Genomic DNA, 17,445 nt, shown 5'->3' with positions numbered 1-17,445 from the left:
GGTTCAGCTCCTGGTGTCGACGGCGACGGCGGGTGCCGGGGAAGGGGAGGACATGGACGAGGCGGTGGGTGCGGAAGAGAGGGAAGACGGAGAAGAGGAGCCGGCGAGCGGATTGGACTTCCTCGAGGGGTAGGCGCGCCAGCCGAGGGTGACGCCCAGGCTCGCCACAGTGATGAGGACGATGCCGACGCCCTCGCCCAGCGAGAGGTGGTGGCCGAAGAAGACCAGGTCGGAGAGGATGGCCACGGCCGGGTTGACGAAGGCGACCACGGCAATGGTGGCGCTGGGCAGTCTGGGCACCGCGGAGTACATGAGGAAGTACAGCAGCGCGGTGTGGAAGAGCCCGATGGGGACCAGCCAGCCCCAGCCGCTGCCGGCGTGCGCCAGCGAGCCGAGGTCGGCGAACGGCAGCAGCAGCGGCACGCCGACGGTGAACTGGATCAGCGCGGTGAGCTGCGGCTTGACGCCCTTGACCTGCTTGGCGGTGACGGTGGCGATGCCGTAGAGCAGGGCCGCGGCGGTGGCGCAGCCCATGCCGAGGAGATAGCCGTCGCCGAGGTCGTCCGAACTGAGCTTCCAGACCTCGGTGGTGGCGACCAGGCCGGCGAAGGCAAGGACGACCCAGGCGACCTTGTGCCCGGTGATGCCCTCCTTGAACGCGAGCGCGCCCATGAAGAGCACGAAGAACGGCTCGGTGTGGTAGAGCACGGTGGCCAGCGTGATCGAGGTCAGCTTGAACGCGGTGAACAGGAAGACCCAGTTGAAGACCAGGCAGACACCGCCGCCGACGATCAGGGACAGGTTGCGCCTGGTGAGGTTGGTGTCGCAGAAGTCGCCGCGCAGCAGGCAGATCACGGCGATGGCCACGGCGCCCAGCAGGCACCGGACGAAGGCCACGTTGAAGGACGGCTGGCCGCTGGCCAGCACGAAGGCCCCGATGGTGCCCCAGCCGGCCATGGCGGTGCCGATCTGGAGCAAGGGCCGGGCAGCGGAGGGGGGTTGCATGGTGGGAACTCCAGGTGAGTCGGGTCTCCGGAGGCGGGCCGTGACCGGAGGGGACGGCCACAGCCGATGGACGGTCGGTGGACGGTCGTGAGCGGGCGTGCGATGCGAGTGGAGCAGACGGGCGGCGGCCCCTGGACCACGCGCGAGCCACACCCTGTGGACCAGGAGGGCGGCAGCCCCTGGACCGGGCCGGCCACGGCGCGTGGACCAGGCGAGCCGGCCCTGTGGATCAGGCGAGCGGCGGGGCGTAGATCAGGCCGCCGCGCAGCCACAGGTCGTTGAGGCCGCGCGGAATGCCGAGGCCGGAGGCGTCCCCGAGGTTGCGGTCGTAGATCTCGCCGTAGTTGCCGACCTGGCCGACGGCGTCCTGGATCCAGGTGGCGGGCAGACCGGCGGCGGCGCCCAGCCCGGCCTGCCGGTCCAGCAGCGCCGACGGGGTGCCGGCCGCGACGCCGGCCGCGGTCAGGCCCTCCGCCTCGGCGGCGACCAGGGCGAAGAACACCCAGCGGTTGACACGCAGCCAGGCCGGGTCGTCGTCGCGGACGGCGGGACCCATCGGCTCGTTCGAGATCGTCTCCTCCAGGATGACGTGGTCGTCCGGGTCGCCGATGCGGGTGCGCTCACCGGCCAGCACGATGCGGTCGCAGACGTAGCCGTCGACACTGCCGTCGGCGTACGCCGCCAGGGCCTCGGCGGGCGTGTCGAACGGCACGGCGGTGACCTCAAGGCCCTGTGGTCCGTAGTAGGCGTCCAGGCTGGCGGCGCTGCTCGTGCCGCCGAGCACCGCCAGCTTGCGGCCCGCGAGCTGGGCGGCCTCGGTGATGCCGGTGGACTTCTTGACCATGAACGCGCCGCCGTCGTAGGCGGTGGTGGGCAGGAACACGGCCCCGGCCCCGCACTCGCGGGTCAGCGTCCAGGTGGCGTTGCAGCTGAGCAGATCGATCGAGCCGTCCGCGAGAGAGGGCATCCGCTGCTCGGGGGTCAGCTCGACGTAGTCGACGGCATCGGCGTCGCCGAGCACGGCCGCGGCCACCGCGCGGGCGGTGTCCACGTCGAGACCCCGGCGTACGCCCTGCTCATCGGTCCAGGACAGGCCCTTGATGCCGGTGGAGACGCCGACACGGAGCCGGCCGCGGGCACGGACGGCGGCGAGGGTGGGGGATGCGGTCGATTCGGTGGTGGCGCCGGTGGTGGTGTCGGTGGTCATGCGAGGGCCGTTGCCTTTCGGAGGGTGGGACGGGTGGAGACGTGATCGGTGCTGCCGTCGTGGGTGTCGGCGGTGCGGTGGTAGACGTCGGTGACGCGGTCGTACGTGTCGGTGATGCCGTCGTAGGCGCGCTGGTTGTGCGAGAGCATCTGCAGGAGTTCGGCGGAGCCCACCCGGCGCAGTCGCTCGGCGGCCGGTATCGCGGCGGCCGGCAGCGGCATCCGGCCCGGATCGGACCAGCGCAGCCGGCCGTCCGGCGCGATGCGGGCGCGGGCCCGCTGCGCGGTGTCCGGGTGCAGGCAGTACGGCACGTCCAGCAGGCCGCGGTCGAAGGCCGTGACGAGTGCGGTCCCGACATCCGGATGGAGGTCGAGCACCGCCTCGACGAGGGTGCGGGCCTCGGCATAGGTCTCGTTGTCGGCCAGGTCCGCGCCGTCCTCGGGCCGCTGCGCGGGCACCTCGCGGGCGCGTGCGGCGGCCGACTCGAGGGCCTCGACGTTCTCGCCGACGGTCGGGATGCGCATGGCCTCCGCCGCCGTCTTCACGATCAGCCGCTCGGCGCCCGCGGCCCTGGCCAGGTCGACGCTGTCCCGCAGGATCGCGGCGGACCCGGCGGGGGTCCTGGGGAAGAGCCCCATGAACGTGTAGACCACCAGGTGGACGTCCACATCCGGCAGGAACTCCATGGCCAGTGCCCGCAGGGCGCGCAGCGCCTCGGCGTCCTGGCCCGCGTGCACCTGCTGGGAGTAGCTCAGCGACAGGCTGCGCACGCCGTACCCACGGGCGAAGATGCCCTCCAGGACACCGAGCGCGACCAGCAGGCCCGGCGGGCAGAGCTGGCCCAGCATGCAGCCGGCGAAGCTCTCCAAGTGCCCGGGGCGCCCGTCACCGGGGCCGTCGGCGAGCAGCCGGCAGCACTCCGCCCAGGCCGCGACCGCCTGACGCAGGGGCACGCGGCTGTAGGGGAGGCAGTACGAGACCGGGCCGCCCTCGGTCGCGTCCAGACCGGAGTCCAGCAGCGCCCGGAAGATCTGCAGCGGCTGTGCGGAACCGTGCCGTACCTGGACCGGGAAGCCGGGGCCGGCCAGGCCGTCCAGCATTCCGCGGGTGCGGTCGGCGCCGTGCGCCACGAGCGGAAACCCGTTCAGGTCCTTTCCGGCCGCGAGGGCGCGGGCCGCCGCGGCGTGGTCGTTGACGCGGGTGTAACTGTCGAGGGTGAGCGTGCCGACGGTGTCGGCGTCGGCACGTCGTACGGCCTGAAGAGCGGAGCGCATCCGGGCCGTGGTGGCGAAGCCGAGGCGGGGCTGGACGACCAGGGAGCCCGCGGCGGCCCGCTCGGCGACGTGACGGCCGAAGGCGACGGGTGGGCTGCTCATGCCGCCGTCACCAGGCTCAGGTTCCCGACGTAGCGGAGGAATTCCGGCACGGCCTCGTCGCCGACGAACACGCCGTCGAAGCCGGCGTCCAGCAGCTCGGGAACGAGATTGCGGTCAGCTTCACCCGCCACACCGAGCTTTCCGCCGATGACGACCGGGGTGCCGGCGAGTTCCTCACGGCCCTTCAATTCCCTGACGTAATCGGCGCCCTGCAGCCCGCCGTGGCCATTCACGCTGGAGAGCAGAATGAGGTCGGGCCGCAGCTCCAGGGCGCGTTCGGTGAGCATGTCGGGCGGCACGCAGGCGCCGAGATTGGTCACCTCGAAGTTGTGCTCCTCCAGCAATAGCTGAAGGAAGACGAGGTTCCAGGTGTGCGAGTCCGAAGAGACGCTGGAGATGATTGCGTGCCGTTTCTGATGTGGAATCCGACCGGGCATGGGTCCCCCTGGGTACAGGTGTGGTGCGGGCTGGGGAGGAATGGAATGGGGTGGCTTCGGGAAAAGGGGATTGTGGTGATCGGAGGCCGGTGGGCGACCGGCTCGTCCGATGCCCTGGACATTAGGCGGCACCGGTCAATTCCCGCGATCTGTTCGGCCGTTGGTCGAATGCTGCGCCGTTGCGCCAAGGCATGGAGCGCTGGTTTCGGCGCTGCGTCGAATACATCGCGCGAGAGGCGGCGTCGGGTGGATGCTGGGGCGCATCCGCCCCATCGCGGAAGGTGTCCGTCCCGTCCCGGAAGGTGTCCGTCCCGTCCCGGGAGATGTCTCCCCCCACCCGCAGGAGTACCGTCATGTCCACCACGTCCGCGGCCACCCGGCCGCCGAAGTCAGCACAGGCCGGCGGCGCGGCCCCCGAGCCGCCGCGCCGCGGTCTCACCTCCACGCTCGTCCTGGCCCTCGGCACCTTCGCGGTCGGCACCGACGCCTTCGTCCTGGCGGCGTTCCTGCCCTCGATGGCCGGGGGGCTGGGTGTCTCGCAGGCCGCCGCCGGCCAGGCGATCACCGTCTTCGCGATCGCCTACGCGCTGCTCGCGCCCGTCGTCGCCACCCTCACCGCGCGCCTGGAGCGCCGCACCCTGCTGGTCGGCGCGCTGGGCGTGCTGGCCCTCGCCAACCTCGGCTCGGCGCTCTCGCCCAGCCTTTCCGTGCTGCTCGTCACCCGCGTGCTCGCCGCGGTCGGTGCCGCCGCGTACACGCCCAACGCGGGGGCGGTCGGCGCCGCCCTGGTCCGCCCCGAACAGCGGGCCCGGGCCCTCGCGGTGGTCATCGGCGGGCTGACCGTCGCCACCGCGCTCGGCGTGCCGCTGGGCGGCGTGGCGAGCCACTGGCTGGGCTGGCGCAGCGCCCTCGCGCTGGTCGCCGCGCTGTGCCTGCTCGCCGGCGTCGGCGTGGCCGCCATCATGCCCAGGCTGCCCGGCAACCCCCGGGTGCCGCTGCGCGACCGGCTGAACGCGCTGCGCCGTCCCGGAGTGCTCGCCGTGCTCCCGCTCACCGTGCTGGGCATGGCCGCCTGTTACACCGTCTACGCCTATGCCGTTCCCACCCTGCATGCGGTCGGAGTCCCCACCGCGCACGGCACGCTGATGCTGTTCCTGTACGGGCTGGGGGCGGTGCTCGGAAACCTTCTGGCCGGTGTGGTCACCGATCGCTGGGGCGCCGTGCGACTGTTGACCGGCGCGTACGTCGCCATGGGCGGCTCGCTGGCGCTGCTGGGCGGGATCGCGGCCCACGGCGGCGGAACCGAACTCGTCGTCGGGCTCCTCGTGTTCCTGTGGGGCGGCAGCAGTTGGTCGCAGACCCCGCCGCAACAGCACCGGCTGATCGCCGCCGCACCGTCCGAGGCGCCGCTTCTGGTGTCGCTGAACTCCTCCGCGATCTATCTGGGCATCAGTGCGGGTACGGGCCTGGGCGGCCTGGCGCTGGCCCACGGGCCGGCGGCCGCGTACGGCCTGGGCGCGGTGCTCGCCGTCGTCGCGCTGGCCTTCCTGACAGTGACCGGTCGCGGCCGCAAGGGGTAACTCCGCCTTCGGTGCCGCGCATCGACCGCCTGCGCACATTCTCCTTCTACGCTCGTTCTCCTTCTACTCACGTCTCATGGCCCCGGTACGCGGCGCAAGCCCGTGCCGGGGCTTCTCGTTGCTCCAGAACGCGGTTCTCCGGTATCCGAACCCTTCGACGGATCGCCGTACCGTTTCCCACCCCTGTCCCATCCTTTGGGCACTGGACCGAAAGCATCGCGCCCCCGGGGAAATGCTGCGAGTTTCTTTCCCATGACGAACACGATGCTCGAAGCCCAGGAAACCTTCCGCGCCAGTGCCGAGATTTTCGTCCCGGCGCCTCCCGCCGAGGTCTACGACACGGTCAGCGACCTGCCCCGCAGCGGCGAATGGAGCCCGGAGTGCACCGGCGGCAGCTGGGTCGACGGAACCCCCGCGAAGGTCGGTTCGGTGTTCCGCGGCACCAACCACCGGGCCGCCGACGTCGTCGGCTGGGCCCCGGTCGTCCGCGGCGAGTGGACCACGGAGGCCGAGGTCACCGCGGCCGAACCGGGCCGCACCTTCCGCTGGGCGATGCGCGACAGCGCAGGCCACGCGCAGGAGAGCGTCTGGGGCTTCGACCTCGCGGAGGTCCGCGGCGGCACCCTCCTCACCCACCACTTCCGGATGGGCCGGGCCACCGAGGGCATCGAAGGCATCACCGCGGACATGTGCCGTGCCGAGCGGGCGCAGTTCATCCGCGAATGGCAGGTGAAGATCGAGAAGGACCTCCGGAAGACCGTCGAGCGCATTGCCCGGCTCATGAGCGCTGAATAGCGCCCCGCTCCCGAAAACACCTCCCCGCTCACCCCGAAGAACTTCCCCGCACCACGCGGAGATTCCCCGCACCACCGTCCGCCCGTACCGAAAAAAGGAACCACCATGTTTCTGCAACGCATCGGCAACAAGGGAATCGGTCTCGGCACGATACTCGACCGGGCCGCGGCCAAGCACCCGGCGAACGTCATCACCCTCGACCACGACCTGGACATCGCCCCCGAGCGCGGCCGCCGGCTGACCGTCTCCGAGGCCGCGGATCTGGTCGACGACTACGCCGCCCGGCTGTGGGCGGCCGGCGTACGCTCCGGCGAGCGCGTCGTGCTGCACAAGTCCGACGGCTTCGACATCCCGCTGCTGGCCTTCGCCGTCTCCCGGATCGGCGGCGTACCCGTCCTGCTGTCCCCGAAGCTCGACGGCGCGTCGGTCGCCGAGCTGCTGCGCCGGGCCGCCCCCGCCCACCTGCTGACCGACCAGAGCAAGCTGGAGCGCGAACTCCCCGCCACCGTCCACGAGTACGCGACCAGCGTGCTGCTCGCCGCGGGCCACCACCCCGGCGCCACGGCGCTCGCGGACCTGGCCGGCGTGGCGCGGGTCGCCCCGGTCACCATGCCGGCCGACCACCCGGCGCTGGTGACGCACACCTCCGGCACCACCGGCCTGCCCAAGCTCGCCGTGCACACCAGCCGTACGCTGCAGGCCCGTTACCGGCCGCAGGCCTCCGCGGTCGCCCTGGTCCGGGGGCGCGAGACCGTGGCCATGCACGTCTCCTTCGTGCACTCCCGGGTCATCAGCGCGATCGCCCTCTCCCTGTACCGCGGCTTCCCGCTGCTCGTCCTCAAGGACTCCTCGCCGCGGCACACCGCCGACCTCTTCGCCCGGCTGCGGCCCGGGATCCTCGAAGCGCACCCCAACTCCTTCATGGAGTGGGAGGAGTTGGCGGACGACCCGCGCGGCCCGCTGGCCGGCGTCAAGTACTTCTCCAGCACCTTCGACGCGATCCACCCGCGCACCGTGCACCGCCTGCTGCACGCCTCCCGCCGTACGGCCCCGCTGTTCGTCCAGCTCTACGGGCAGAGCGAGACCGGGCCCGTCGTCGCCTCCTGCTTCACCCGCCGCCAGGCCGCGGACGCGAACGGGCGCCGGGTCGGCGTCCCCTTCCCCGGTATGACCGAGGTCCGGGTGGTCAGCCGCGACGGCAGGCCCGTCACGCCCGACAACCCCGGCTACATCGACGTCCGCAGCGACGGCCGCGCAGTGACCTTCCTCGGCGAACCGGAGCGCTACGCCCGGCAGGTCACCGCCGACGGCTGGTGGCGGATGGGCGATGTCGGCTACCGCGACCGGCTGGGCCGCCTGTATCTGCTGGACCGCGAGGTCGACGTGATCGAGGGCTTCGGCTCCACCCTGACCGCGGAGGACACGCTGCTGGCGAAGCTGCCCGAGCTGACCGAGGTCATCGTCGTACGGGGCGCGGACGGCCGGCCGGTGCCGGTGGTGTGCACGCGGGAGGACCGGCCGCTGGACCTGGCGGCCTGGAGGGCCGCGGCGGCCGGGCTGCCGGACATGGCCGATCCCGTGCAGTGGCGCATCGACGATCTGCCGCACACCGCCACCACCAAGATCAAGCGGCTGGAGCTGGGACGCATGCTCGCCGCGGCGGCCGAGGAGCCGAAGGAGAGGACCCCTCTTGCAGGTTCGCTCGCCCGGGAGCCGAAGGAGACCGCCTCGCTCGCCGGTTCGCCGGCGTGAAGTACCCGCCTGCCTACGGGGTGCGGACCGGGTCCTGAACCGCCCGGCCGTACCCGCCCACCCCGAGGAGCACCGCATGGAACTGCACGGACGCGTCGCCTGGGTCACCGGCGCGGCGGGCGGCATCGGCCGCGCCGTCGTCCGCCGGCTCGCCGAGGACGGCGCCCGGGTCGCCGCCAGCGACACCGATCCCGTCGCGCTCGATGAGGCGATCGCCGCACTGCCCGGAGCAGCCCGGCACATGGCGATCGAGCTGGACGTACGTGACGCCGACGCCGTCGAGTCCGCCCTGGACCGCATCGAGGCCGGACTCGGTCCGGTCGACGTCGCGGTGAACTGCGCGGGCATCCTGCGCACCGGCCCGATCGCCGCGCTGACCCAGGAGACCTGGGAGGAGGTGCTGCGCTGCAACGCCACCGGCGTCTTCCTGGTCTCCCGCGCGGTGGCCGGACGGATGGCGGCCCGCGGTGGCGGCAGCATCGTCACCGTCGCCTCCAACGCGGCCGCGCTGCCGCGGATGAACATGGCCGCCTACGCCGCCTCCAAGGCCGCCTCGACGATCTTCACCAAGTGCCTCGGCCTGGAACTGGCCGCCACCGGTGTGCGCTGCAACGTCGTCGCGCCCGGCTCCGTCGACACCGCCATGCAGCACGCCCTGTGGCACGGCCCCGACGCCCGGCAGAAGGTGATCGACGGCGACCCGGCCACGTACCGGCTGGGCATCCCGCTGCGCCGGCTCGCCACCCCCGAGGACGTCGCGGAGACCGTCGCCTTCCTGGCCTCCGATCGCAGCCGGCACATCACGATGCAGGACATCTACGTCGACGGCGGACAGTCACTGCGCGCCTGACGGTCTGCCGAGCCCCTTCTCGTCACCGGGCCGCCCCCTTCTTCCCCACCGAGGCCGCCCTTCTCCTTCGCCCCGCCGCTTCTCTCCGCAACGGGAGGACCACCATGTCCATCGCCCCCATCCCCGCCTACCCGCTCCCCGGGCGCGACGCCTGGCCGGCTCAGGCCGTCGGCTGGCGGCCCGACCCGTCCCGCGCGGCGCTGCTCGTCCACGACATGCAGGAGTACTTCCTCGCGCCGTACGCCGCGGACGCCGAGCCCCGCCGCTCGGTCACCGCGCACGTACGGGCCCTGCTGGACGCCGCCCGCCGGGCCCGGATGCCGGTCTTCTACACCGCGCAGCCCGGCAGCATGACGCCCGCCGAGCGCGGACTGCTGATGGACGTGTGGGGACCGGGGATGCGGGCCGACGCAGCCGACCGGAGCATCCTGGCGGAGCTGGCGCCCCGGCCGGGCGAGACCGTGCTCACCAAGTGGCGCTACAGCGCCTTCGCCCGCACCGACCTGGCGGACCGGCTGGCCGCCGCCGACCGCGACCAGCTGGTCGTCTGCGGCGTGTACGCGCACGTCGGCTGCCTGATGACGGCCTGCGACGCGTTCACCCGGGACATCCAGCCGTTCCTGGTCGCCGACGCGGTGGCCGACTTCTCCTACGACTACCACGTCCAGGCCCTGACGTATGCCGCCGAGCGCTGTGCCGCCACCCCCACCACGGCCGACGTCCTGGCCGCCCTGCAGCCCGTACCCGCCCTCGCGACCGCCACGCGCTGAACGCGCCGACCACGAAAAGGACGTGACATGACCCCGCACCAGGCGCCGGCCCTCGAAGGAGGGCTCGCGGACCTGCTCCGCGCCACCTTTCCCCCGTTCGCCCTCCTGTACCGCCCCCAGACCGGCGGCCCCGGGCTCGTGGACCTCCTGATCGGTGACGTCGAGCGGCTGGACCGGCTCGACGACCTGCCCCGGCCCCCGCGCGGCGCCGCCGCCCGTCCCGCCGCACCGGTGATCGACAGCCTCGCGCTGATCCCCTACCGGCAGATCACCGAACGCGGTTTCGCCTGCCAGGACGACGGCGAGCCGGTGCTCGCGCTGGTCCCGCACACCCACCACCAGCTGCCGCTGGAGGAGGTCATCGCCTGCCTGCCCGAGGACGCCCCAGAGCCGTCCACGCCGCGTTTCGAACCTGACGACGCGACGTACGCCGCGACCGTCCGCCGCGTCCTGGAGGACGAGATCGGGCAGGGCGAGGGCGCCAACTTCGTCATCCGCCGCTCCCTGGTCGCCGAACTCGGCACCCCCTCCCTGCGGCCGGTCACCGCGGCGTTCCGGCGGCTGCTGGAGCGGGAGCGCGGCACCTACTGGACCTTCCTCGTCCACACCGGCGACCGCACCTTCATCGGCGCCACCCCCGAACGCCACATGTCCCAGCGCGGCGGCACCGTCACCATGAACCCCATCAGCGGCACCTACCGCTATCCCGCCGCCGGACCGGACCTGCCCGGTGTGCTGTCCTTCCTCGACGACGCCAAGGAGCGCGACGAGCTCTACATGGTCGTCGACGAGGAACTGAAGATGATGGGCCAGGTGTGCCCCGAGGGCGGCACCGTGCACGGCCCGTTCCTCAAGGAGATGTCCGGGCTGGCGCACACCGAGTACGTCATCGAGGGCCGCAGCGAGGCGGCGCCCGCCGACATCCTGCGCGCCGGCCTCTTCGCCCCGACCGTCACCGGCTCCCCGCTGGCCAGCGCCTGCCGGGTCATCGCCCGGCACGAACCGCGCGGCCGCGGCTACTACAGCGGCGTGATCGCCCTGCTGGGCCGGGACGCGGACGGCCCGACGCTGGACTCGGCGATCCTCATACGCACCGCCGACATCGACGCGGCCGGGCGGCTGGAGATCGGCGCGGGCGCCACCCTCGTACGCCACTCGGACCCGGCGGCGGAGGCGGCGGAGACGCGGGCGAAGACGCAGGCGCTGTGGCGGGCGTTCGCGCCCTCCGCCTCCCCGGCCGCCACCATCGCCGCGAATGCCACGGCCCACGCCGCCCCCTCCGCCTCCGCCCAGGCGTCCGCCGCGGTCCGGCCCCGCAGCTTCGCCGCGCACCCACAGGTGCGGGAGGCCCTGGAGCGGCGCAACGCCCGCCTGGCGCCGTACTGGTTCGCCCGGCCGGAGGAACGCAACGCCGTGACCGCGGCGGTGGCCGGCCGCAGTGTCCTGGTGGTCGACGCGGAGGACAGCTTCACGGCGATGCTCGCCCAGCAGATCCGCTCGCTCGGTGCGACGGTGACGGTACGCGACCACGACGCGTACTTCGACGCCTCGGCGTACGACCTCACGGTGCTGGGGCCCGGGCCCGGCGATCCGAGCGACATCCACCACCCCAAGATCGCGGCACTGCGAGCACTGACCCTGCGTCAGCTCGCCCACGGTCGCCCCACGTTCGCGGTCTGCCTGAGCCACCAGGTGCTGTCCACCCTGCTCGGACTGCCCGTCGTCCGCAAGGACAGCCCGCACCAGGGCCAGCAGGAGAGCATCGACTACTTCGGGCAGCGCCAGCCGGTCGGCTTCTACAACACCTTCGCCGCCGTGCACGACGGCGACCTGCTCACCCACCCGCTCGCGGCCGGCCCGGTCGAGGTCTGCCGCGCCCCGGAGACCGGCGAGGTGCACGCCCTGCGCGGCCCGGCGTTCGCGTCCGTCCAGTTCCACCCGGAGTCGCTGCTCACGCCCGGTGGCCTGGGCATCGTCTCCGACGCACTCGCCCGGCTGCTGGCCCCGGCCCCGATCACCACCGCCCCGGCGCTCGCCCTGGGCTGATCCCCCGTTCGCTGACCGCGACTCTCCGGGCGGCCCCTGTCCGCTGTCGCAGCACCTCACCCGCGCCGGTCACCCGGACGCCCTGCCGCCCTGCCGCCCTGCCGCCCGGGCAGCTGACCACGCTGTGCGATCCGCTCCAGTACCTCGGGGCGGCACCGGGAGCCGGTGGACGCGGCGCTGGCCATCGGGGGCTGGAGAGTGCGCCGGCCGTGCCCCCGCAAACCGTGACCCGCCGGCCCCGCCATGCCGCACCACCCCTTGACACCCCTGCACCGCGAAAGGGAGACCACTCGCCATGCGCGCCGCCTACATCGAACGGCTCGGCACCCCGGAGGCCATTCGCCACGGCGAACTGCCCGATCCCCGCCCGGGCCCCACCGACGTCCTCGTCGACGTGACCGCGACCACCGTCAACCCCGTCGACACCTTCGTACGGTCGGGTGTCTTCCGTACGCCGCTGCCGTTCCCGTTCGTCGTCGGCCGCGACCTGGTGGGCACGGTCGCCGAGGCGGGACCCGGGGCTGCCGGGTTCGCCGTCGGGGACACCGTGTGGTGCAACAGCCTCGGCCACGAGGGACGGCAGGGCGCCGCGGCCGAACGGGCCGTCGTACCCGCCGACCGTCTCTACCACCTGCCCGCAGGCGTCGATCCGAGGACCGCGGTCGCCGTGCTGCATCCGGCGGCCACCGCCTACCTGGGCCTGTTCACGCACGGGGAGCTGCGGCCCGGAGAGACCGTGGTCGTGGCCGGGGCCGCCGGCAACGTCGGCAGCGCGCTGACGGTCCTGGCCGTCGAAGCGGGTGCCCGGGTTGTCGCGACCGCCGCCGCGCGCGACGCGGACCACTGCCGTTCCCTGGGGGCCGACGCGGTCGTCGACTACCGCTCCGACCGCCTCCTGGACGCCCTGCGCGAGCACGTCCCGAACGGCGTCGACCTCTACGTCGATACCAGCGGCACCAACGACCTCGGCCTCGCCGTCCCGCTCCTCGCCCCGCGCGGCCGGATCGTCCTGCTGGCCGGCGCCGCCTCGCACCCCGAACTCCCGGCAGGTGCCCTCTACATGAAGGACTGCAGCATCCGGGGGTTCGTCATCTCCCATGCCACCACCGGCGAACTCGCCGAGGCCGCCGTCACCATCAACCGCCTCCTCGCGAACCGCCGACTGCGCCCCCGCGCCGTCACGTCCTTCCCACTGAGCGCGGCCGCGGAGGCCCACCGCAGACTCGAACAGGGCGAGACCCGCGGCCGACGCGTCGTCCTCGACGTACGGGGAAGGGAGTGATCAAAAGCCCAGCCTGCGCAGCTGCTTCGGGTCTCGCTGCCAGTCCTTGGCCACCTTGACGTGCAGGTCCAGGCCGTATCGACGTGCGGCTACCGCCGCGCGGCCGGCGTGCCCAGCAGCGCTTCGATGTGCTCACAGGACTTGATACCGACCCTCATCAGGCACGTGCCAAGCCCCGCACCACCATGGTGCGAAACGAACTCAGAAGCCCAGCCTGCGCAGCTGCTTGGGGTCTCGCTGCCAGTCCTTGGCCACCTTGACGTGCAGGTCAAGGAAGACCGGTGTGCCGAGGAGGGCCTCGATGTGTTTGCGGGACTTGATGCCGACTTCCTTCAGGCGCTTGCCCTTGGGGCCGATGATGATGCCCTTCTGGCTGGGGCGCTCGATGTAGACGTTGGCGTGGATGTCCAGCAGCGGCCGGTCCGCGGGGCGGTCCTCGCGCGGGAGCATCTCCTCCACGACCACGGCGATGGAGTGCGGCAGCTCGTCGCGGACGCCCTCCAGCGCGGCCTCGCGGATCAGCTCGGCCACCATCACCTGCTCGGGCTCGTCCGTGAGGTCGCCCTCCGGGTACAGCGCGGGGCCCTCGGGCAGCAGCGGGATCAGGAGGTCGGCCAGCAGGTCCACCTGCTTGGCGCCGACCGCCGACACCGGCACGATCTCCGCCCACTCGATGCCCAACTCCTGGCCGAGCTGGTCGATCGCGATCAGCTGCTCGGCCAGGGCCTTCGGATCCACCAGGTCGGTCTTGGTGACGATCGCGACCTTCGGGGTCTTCTTGATCCCGGCGAGTTCCTTGGCGATGAAGCGGTCGCCGGGGCCGAGCTTCTGGTCGGCGGGCAGGCAGAAGCCGATCACGTCGACCTCGGCCCACGTCGTGCGCACCACGTCGTTCAGCCGCTCGCCGAGCAGCGTGCGCGGCTTGTGCAGGCCCGGGGTGTCGACCAGGATCAGCTGGGCGTCGGGGCGGTGCACGATGCCGCGTACGGTGTGCCGGGTGGTCTGCGGCCGGTTGGACGTGATCGCCACCTTCTGCCCGACCAGAGCGTTCGTGAGGGTGGACTTGCCCGCGTTGGGGCGGCCCACGAAGCAGGCGAAGCCGGCGCGGTGGACGGTCTCGGCCGGCTCTTCGGATGACGGGGTGCGAACGCTCATGCCGTTCATTGTCCCTGATCCACAGGGCCGCCCCGTACCGTACGGCCCCGGCCTTGCGGGCCGCGCCACGCTGTGAGGTTCCGGTAACCCTCAGGCAATGAAACGTCACGGAAACACACCCGTACGCAACCGGAAACGCTCACCGGTGACCCTCTGACGAGCCCCCTCCCCGTTGGAGACGCCCGTGACCCTCGCCGCCGCACACGTGAACACCGGCGACACCGCCTGGCTGCTCGCCGCGACCGCCCTCGTCCTGCTGATGACCCCGGGCCTGGCCCTGTTCTACGGCGGCATGGTCCGCACGAAGAGCGTCCTCAACATGCTGATGATGAGCTTCGTGTCGATCGCCCTGGTCACGGTGGTGTGGCTGGCGGCCGGCTACTCCCTCGCCTTCGGCGACGACGCGTTCGGCGGGCTGATCGGCGGGCTGCGGCAGGCCGGCATGAGCGGCCTCGGCCCGGACAGCGTGCACGGCACGGTGCCCACCCTGCTTTTCGCCACCTTCCAGCTGACCTTCGCGATCATCACGGCGGCGCTGATCAGCGGCGCGGTCGCGGACCGGACGAAATTCGCGGCCTGGCTGGTCTTCGTGCCGGTCTGGACGCTGCTCGTATACGTTCCGGTGACCCACTGGGTGTGGGGCCCCGGCGGCTGGATCGCGAGCAGGCTGGGCGCGCTGGACTTCGCGGGCGGCCTGCCCGTCGAGATCACCTCCGGCGCCTCCGGTCTCGCCCTGTGCCTGGTCCTCGGCCCGCGCCTGGGCTTCAAGAAGGACGCCATGCGCCCGCACAACCTGCCCATGGTGATCCTCGGCGCCGGTCTGCTCTGGTTCGGCTGGTTCGGCTTCAACGCGGGCAGCGCGCTCGGCGCGAACGGCCTGGCCGCGGCCGCCTTCCTCAACACCCTGGCCGCCGGCTGCACCGGCCTGCTCGGCTGGCTCTTCGTCGAGCAGAAGCGCGACGGCCACCCCACCACGCTCGGCGCCGCCTCCGGCGCGGTGGCCGGCCTGGTCGCGATCACCCCGTCCTGCGGCACGGTCTCCCTGCTCGGCGCCCTCGTCGTCGGCCTGGCCGCCGGTGTCGTCTGCAGTTACGCGGTGAGCTGGAAGTTCAAGCTGAACTACGACGACTCCCTGGACGTCGTGGGCGTCCACCTGGTCGGCGGGATCATCGGCACCCTGCTGATCGGCCTGTTCGCCGAGAAGGCGATGACCGGCGGCGCGCAGGGCCTGTTCTACGGCGGCGGGCTCGCCCCGCTCGGCAAGCAGCTCCTCGCCGTGGCGGCCGTCGCCGCGTACGCCTTCGCGGTGACGTACGGCGTCGGCAAGCTGCTCGACAAGGTGATGGGCCTCCGGGCGAGCGAGGAGCAGGAACACACCGGCCTCGACCTTACGGTGCACGCCGAGACGGCTTACGATCACGGGGTCCTGGGCCACGGCGCCCCGGTCAGCTCGTCCGTCCTCTCCACCGCCCAGAAGGTCAAGAGCCAGGCATGAAGCTCATCACCGCGATCGTCAAGCCGTACCGTCTGGACGAGGTCAAGACCGCCCTGCAGGAGCTGGGCGTGCAGGGCCTGACCGTGACCGAGGCCAGCGGCTACGGCAGGCAGCGCGGCCACACCGAGGTGTACCGGGGCGCCGAGTACCGCGTCGACCTGGTGCCGAAGGTGCGCATCGAGGTCGTGGTGGAGGACGCGGACACCGACGCCGTGATCGACGCGATCGTCAACGCCGCGCGCACGGGCAAGATCGGGGACGGCAAGGTGTGGGCCGTACCCGTGGACACGGTCGTACGCGTACGAACCGGCGAACACGGCCCCGACGCGCTCTGAGCTGCGTCAGCCGGCGGAGACGGTCACCCGTACCGCTCCGTCCAGCCCGGCCAGCAGCACCGGCGTCCCCGCTCCGCCGAGGTCGGCGACCGCGGCCAGGTCCTCCGCCGGCACGGACTCCGCCTCCGTCACCAGCGCCGCCGCCTCCAGCGACGTGGCCCCGGACGCCACCGCCATGGCCACGGCGGTACGCAGCGCGCTCAGCTCCAGCGAGCGCAGCGACACCGTCCCGGCGACATAGGTGCGCCCGGTGTCGTCCCGTACGGCCGCCCCCTCCGGCACCCCGTTGCGGACCCGCGCGGAACGGGCCAGGGTCACGATCTTGCGGTCCTCGGGATCAAGCGCGTTGCTCTCGGTCATGCCCCGAGCATACGAAGCCCCGCCCCGCCGCCCCCGCGACGGGGTCGCGTCACCCCGCCACGGGATACATCGCGCCGCGCCGCCCCTCCGGGGACGCCAGCCACTCCAGCTTCTCCGCGGTGTTCGCCTCGTCCAGCGGAGTGTGCAGCACGATCATCAGGTCGGGCCGGGCCGGCACCTTCAGCACCGTCGACTCCACCACCAGCAGCCCGGCCAGCGGATGCTCCAGCTCCTTGCGGATCTGCCCCTGGTCCTCGATGTCCCGCTCGGCCCACATCTCCCGGAACTCGGCGCTGGCCTCGCTCACCTCGGAGAGCACCGCCTGGAACCCCTCGTCGTCCGGCCGCGCCGCGCACGCCGCCCGGAACTGCGCCACGACCGTGCGCGCGTTCCGCTCCCAGCTGTGGCTGCGCGCGCGGTACAGCGGGTCGGTGAAGAAGTCGACGAGGCAGTTCTGCGTGATGTCCGGCCGCATGCCGAGCACGATCGCGGCCGCGTCGTTGTACATCACGCAGTTGTAGTACAGGTCCATGATGTGCGCCGGATACGGCATCCAGGTGTCGATCAGCCGCCGCAGCCCGTCGCACATGTCCCGCTTGCCCGGGGCCACTTCGGGCGCCGGCGGGTTCATCCCGGCCAGCAGATACAGATGCCGGCGCTCGGCGTCGCTGAGGCGCAGCACCCGGGCGACGGCGTCCAGCACCTGCGGGGAGACGGAGATCTCCCGGCCCTGCTCCAGCCACTGGTACCAGGAGGCGCCCACCCCGGCCAGCACGGCGACCTCCTCCCGGCGCAGTCCGGGCGTGCGGCGCCGGCCGCCGCCCACGGGCAGCCCGGCCTCCTCGGGGCTGACCCGGGCCCGCCGGCTCATCAGGAACTCGCGCAGTTCTTCGCGTCGTTGACTCCGTGTCGCCTCGGCAGCGGGCACGTGCCGCTCCTCCCCCGTCGTGACGGTCCCCGTGTCTGGTGGTGCCGGCACCACCATAAGTTCCGACTCCCC

At 72.4% G+C, this 17,445-nt stretch carries 16 protein-coding genes; 9 read left to right on the top strand and 7 right to left on the bottom strand.

The annotated features are described in order from the left end of the window. Window positions 1-3 precede the first annotated feature (3 nt). The 4 genes from AB0950_RS04355 to AB0950_RS04340 form a co-directional block, all read right to left on the bottom strand. The gene (locus tag AB0950_RS04355; RefSeq protein ID WP_360144346.1) at window positions 4-1,005 is read right to left on the bottom strand and encodes an EamA family transporter; all 1,002 of its coding nucleotides are present in this window, start codon (window positions 1,003-1,005) and stop codon (window positions 4-6) included. 229 nt (window positions 1,006-1,234) lie between these two features. Beyond that, window positions 1,235-2,212: an amino acid ABC transporter substrate-binding protein gene (locus AB0950_RS04350; RefSeq protein WP_360144349.1), complete on the bottom strand. Its 978-nt coding sequence runs from the start codon at window positions 2,210-2,212 to the stop codon at window positions 1,235-1,237. After that, complete coding sequence (locus AB0950_RS04345; protein WP_360570885.1) at window positions 2,209-3,588, bottom strand: methylaspartate mutase; 1,380 nt, start codon at window positions 3,586-3,588, stop codon at window positions 2,209-2,211. Before AB0950_RS04345 ends, AB0950_RS04350 begins: the two co-directional genes overlap by 4 nt. Then, window positions 3,585-4,025, bottom strand: coding sequence for a cobalamin-dependent protein (locus AB0950_RS04340; RefSeq protein WP_360144355.1), 441 nt, complete (start codon window positions 4,023-4,025; stop codon window positions 3,585-3,587). The genes AB0950_RS04345 and AB0950_RS04340 overlap by 4 nt, the downstream gene beginning before the upstream one ends. A gap of 353 nt (window positions 4,026-4,378) precedes the next feature. Here AB0950_RS04340 and AB0950_RS04335 point away from each other — a divergent pair, with 353 nt between their 5' ends. The 7 genes from AB0950_RS04335 to AB0950_RS04305 all read left to right on the top strand — a co-directional run bounded on the left by AB0950_RS04335 (window position 4,379) and on the right by AB0950_RS04305 (window position 13,100). After that, complete coding sequence (locus AB0950_RS04335; RefSeq protein WP_360570883.1) at window positions 4,379-5,605, top strand: MFS transporter; 1,227 nt, start codon at window positions 4,379-4,381, stop codon at window positions 5,603-5,605. 252 nt (window positions 5,606-5,857) lie between these two features. Next, window positions 5,858-6,400 carry an SRPBCC family protein gene (locus tag AB0950_RS04330; RefSeq protein WP_366777762.1) on the top strand — a complete coding sequence of 181 codons (543 nt, stop codon included), beginning with the start codon at window positions 5,858-5,860 and terminating at the stop codon, window positions 6,398-6,400. A gap of 105 nt (window positions 6,401-6,505) precedes the next feature. Continuing rightward, on the top strand, window positions 6,506-8,152 hold the full coding sequence (locus AB0950_RS04325; protein WP_360570879.1) for a class I adenylate-forming enzyme family protein: 1,647 nt from the start codon (window positions 6,506-6,508) through the stop codon (window positions 8,150-8,152). A 76-nt stretch (window positions 8,153-8,228) separates the two neighbouring features. Then, a complete protein-coding gene (locus AB0950_RS04320) occupies window positions 8,229-9,002 on the top strand; it encodes a 2,3-dihydro-2,3-dihydroxybenzoate dehydrogenase (protein WP_360144367.1) in 774 nt (257 codons plus the stop codon). Between the two features lie 104 nt (window positions 9,003-9,106). Next, on the top strand, window positions 9,107-9,772 hold the full coding sequence (locus AB0950_RS04315) for an isochorismatase family protein (RefSeq protein ID WP_360570877.1): 666 nt from the start codon (window positions 9,107-9,109) through the stop codon (window positions 9,770-9,772). Between the two features lie 27 nt (window positions 9,773-9,799). Beyond that, window positions 9,800-11,818 (top strand): anthranilate synthase family protein, encoded by a 2,019-nt coding sequence (locus AB0950_RS04310; protein ID WP_366777761.1) that lies wholly within the window; start codon window positions 9,800-9,802, stop codon window positions 11,816-11,818. A gap of 295 nt (window positions 11,819-12,113) precedes the next feature. Further along, window positions 12,114-13,100 carry an NADPH:quinone reductase gene (locus AB0950_RS04305; RefSeq protein WP_360144376.1) on the top strand — a complete coding sequence of 329 codons (987 nt, stop codon included), beginning with the start codon at window positions 12,114-12,116 and terminating at the stop codon, window positions 13,098-13,100. A gap of 201 nt (window positions 13,101-13,301) precedes the next feature. On the opposite strand, the gene era is transcribed toward AB0950_RS04305, so the two are convergent. Continuing rightward, window positions 13,302-14,255: a GTPase Era gene (era, locus tag AB0950_RS04300; protein WP_360144379.1), complete on the bottom strand. Its 954-nt coding sequence runs from the start codon at window positions 14,253-14,255 to the stop codon at window positions 13,302-13,304. Window positions 14,256-14,439: 184 nt separating this feature from the next. Between era and AB0950_RS04295 the strand changes: the two genes are divergently transcribed. Continuing rightward, a complete protein-coding gene (locus tag AB0950_RS04295; RefSeq protein WP_360144382.1) occupies window positions 14,440-15,750 on the top strand; it encodes an ammonium transporter in 1,311 nt (436 codons plus the stop codon). After that, window positions 15,747-16,085, top strand: a complete 339-nt coding sequence (locus tag AB0950_RS04290; protein WP_360144385.1) for a P-II family nitrogen regulator — start codon at window positions 15,747-15,749, stop codon at window positions 16,083-16,085. The genes AB0950_RS04295 and AB0950_RS04290 overlap by 4 nt, the downstream gene beginning before the upstream one ends. Before the next feature lie 6 nt (window positions 16,086-16,091). Here AB0950_RS04290 and AB0950_RS04285 read toward each other — a convergent pair whose 3' ends face one another. Then, window positions 16,092-16,445, bottom strand: a complete 354-nt coding sequence (locus AB0950_RS04285) for a cytidine deaminase (RefSeq protein WP_360144388.1) — start codon at window positions 16,443-16,445, stop codon at window positions 16,092-16,094. 49 nt (window positions 16,446-16,494) lie between these two features. Further along, window positions 16,495-17,316: a helix-turn-helix transcriptional regulator gene (locus AB0950_RS04280; protein WP_360571181.1), complete on the bottom strand. Its 822-nt coding sequence runs from the start codon at window positions 17,314-17,316 to the stop codon at window positions 16,495-16,497. Window positions 17,317-17,445 lie beyond the last annotated feature (129 nt).

It is taken from the genome of Streptomyces sp. NPDC007189, from assembly GCF_040703635.1.
In the GTDB taxonomy this organism is placed as follows: domain Bacteria; phylum Actinomycetota; class Actinomycetes; order Streptomycetales; family Streptomycetaceae; genus Streptomyces.
The sequence above is the reverse complement of the archived record's forward strand: the minus strand, read 5'-3'. Positions and strand labels throughout refer to the sequence as shown.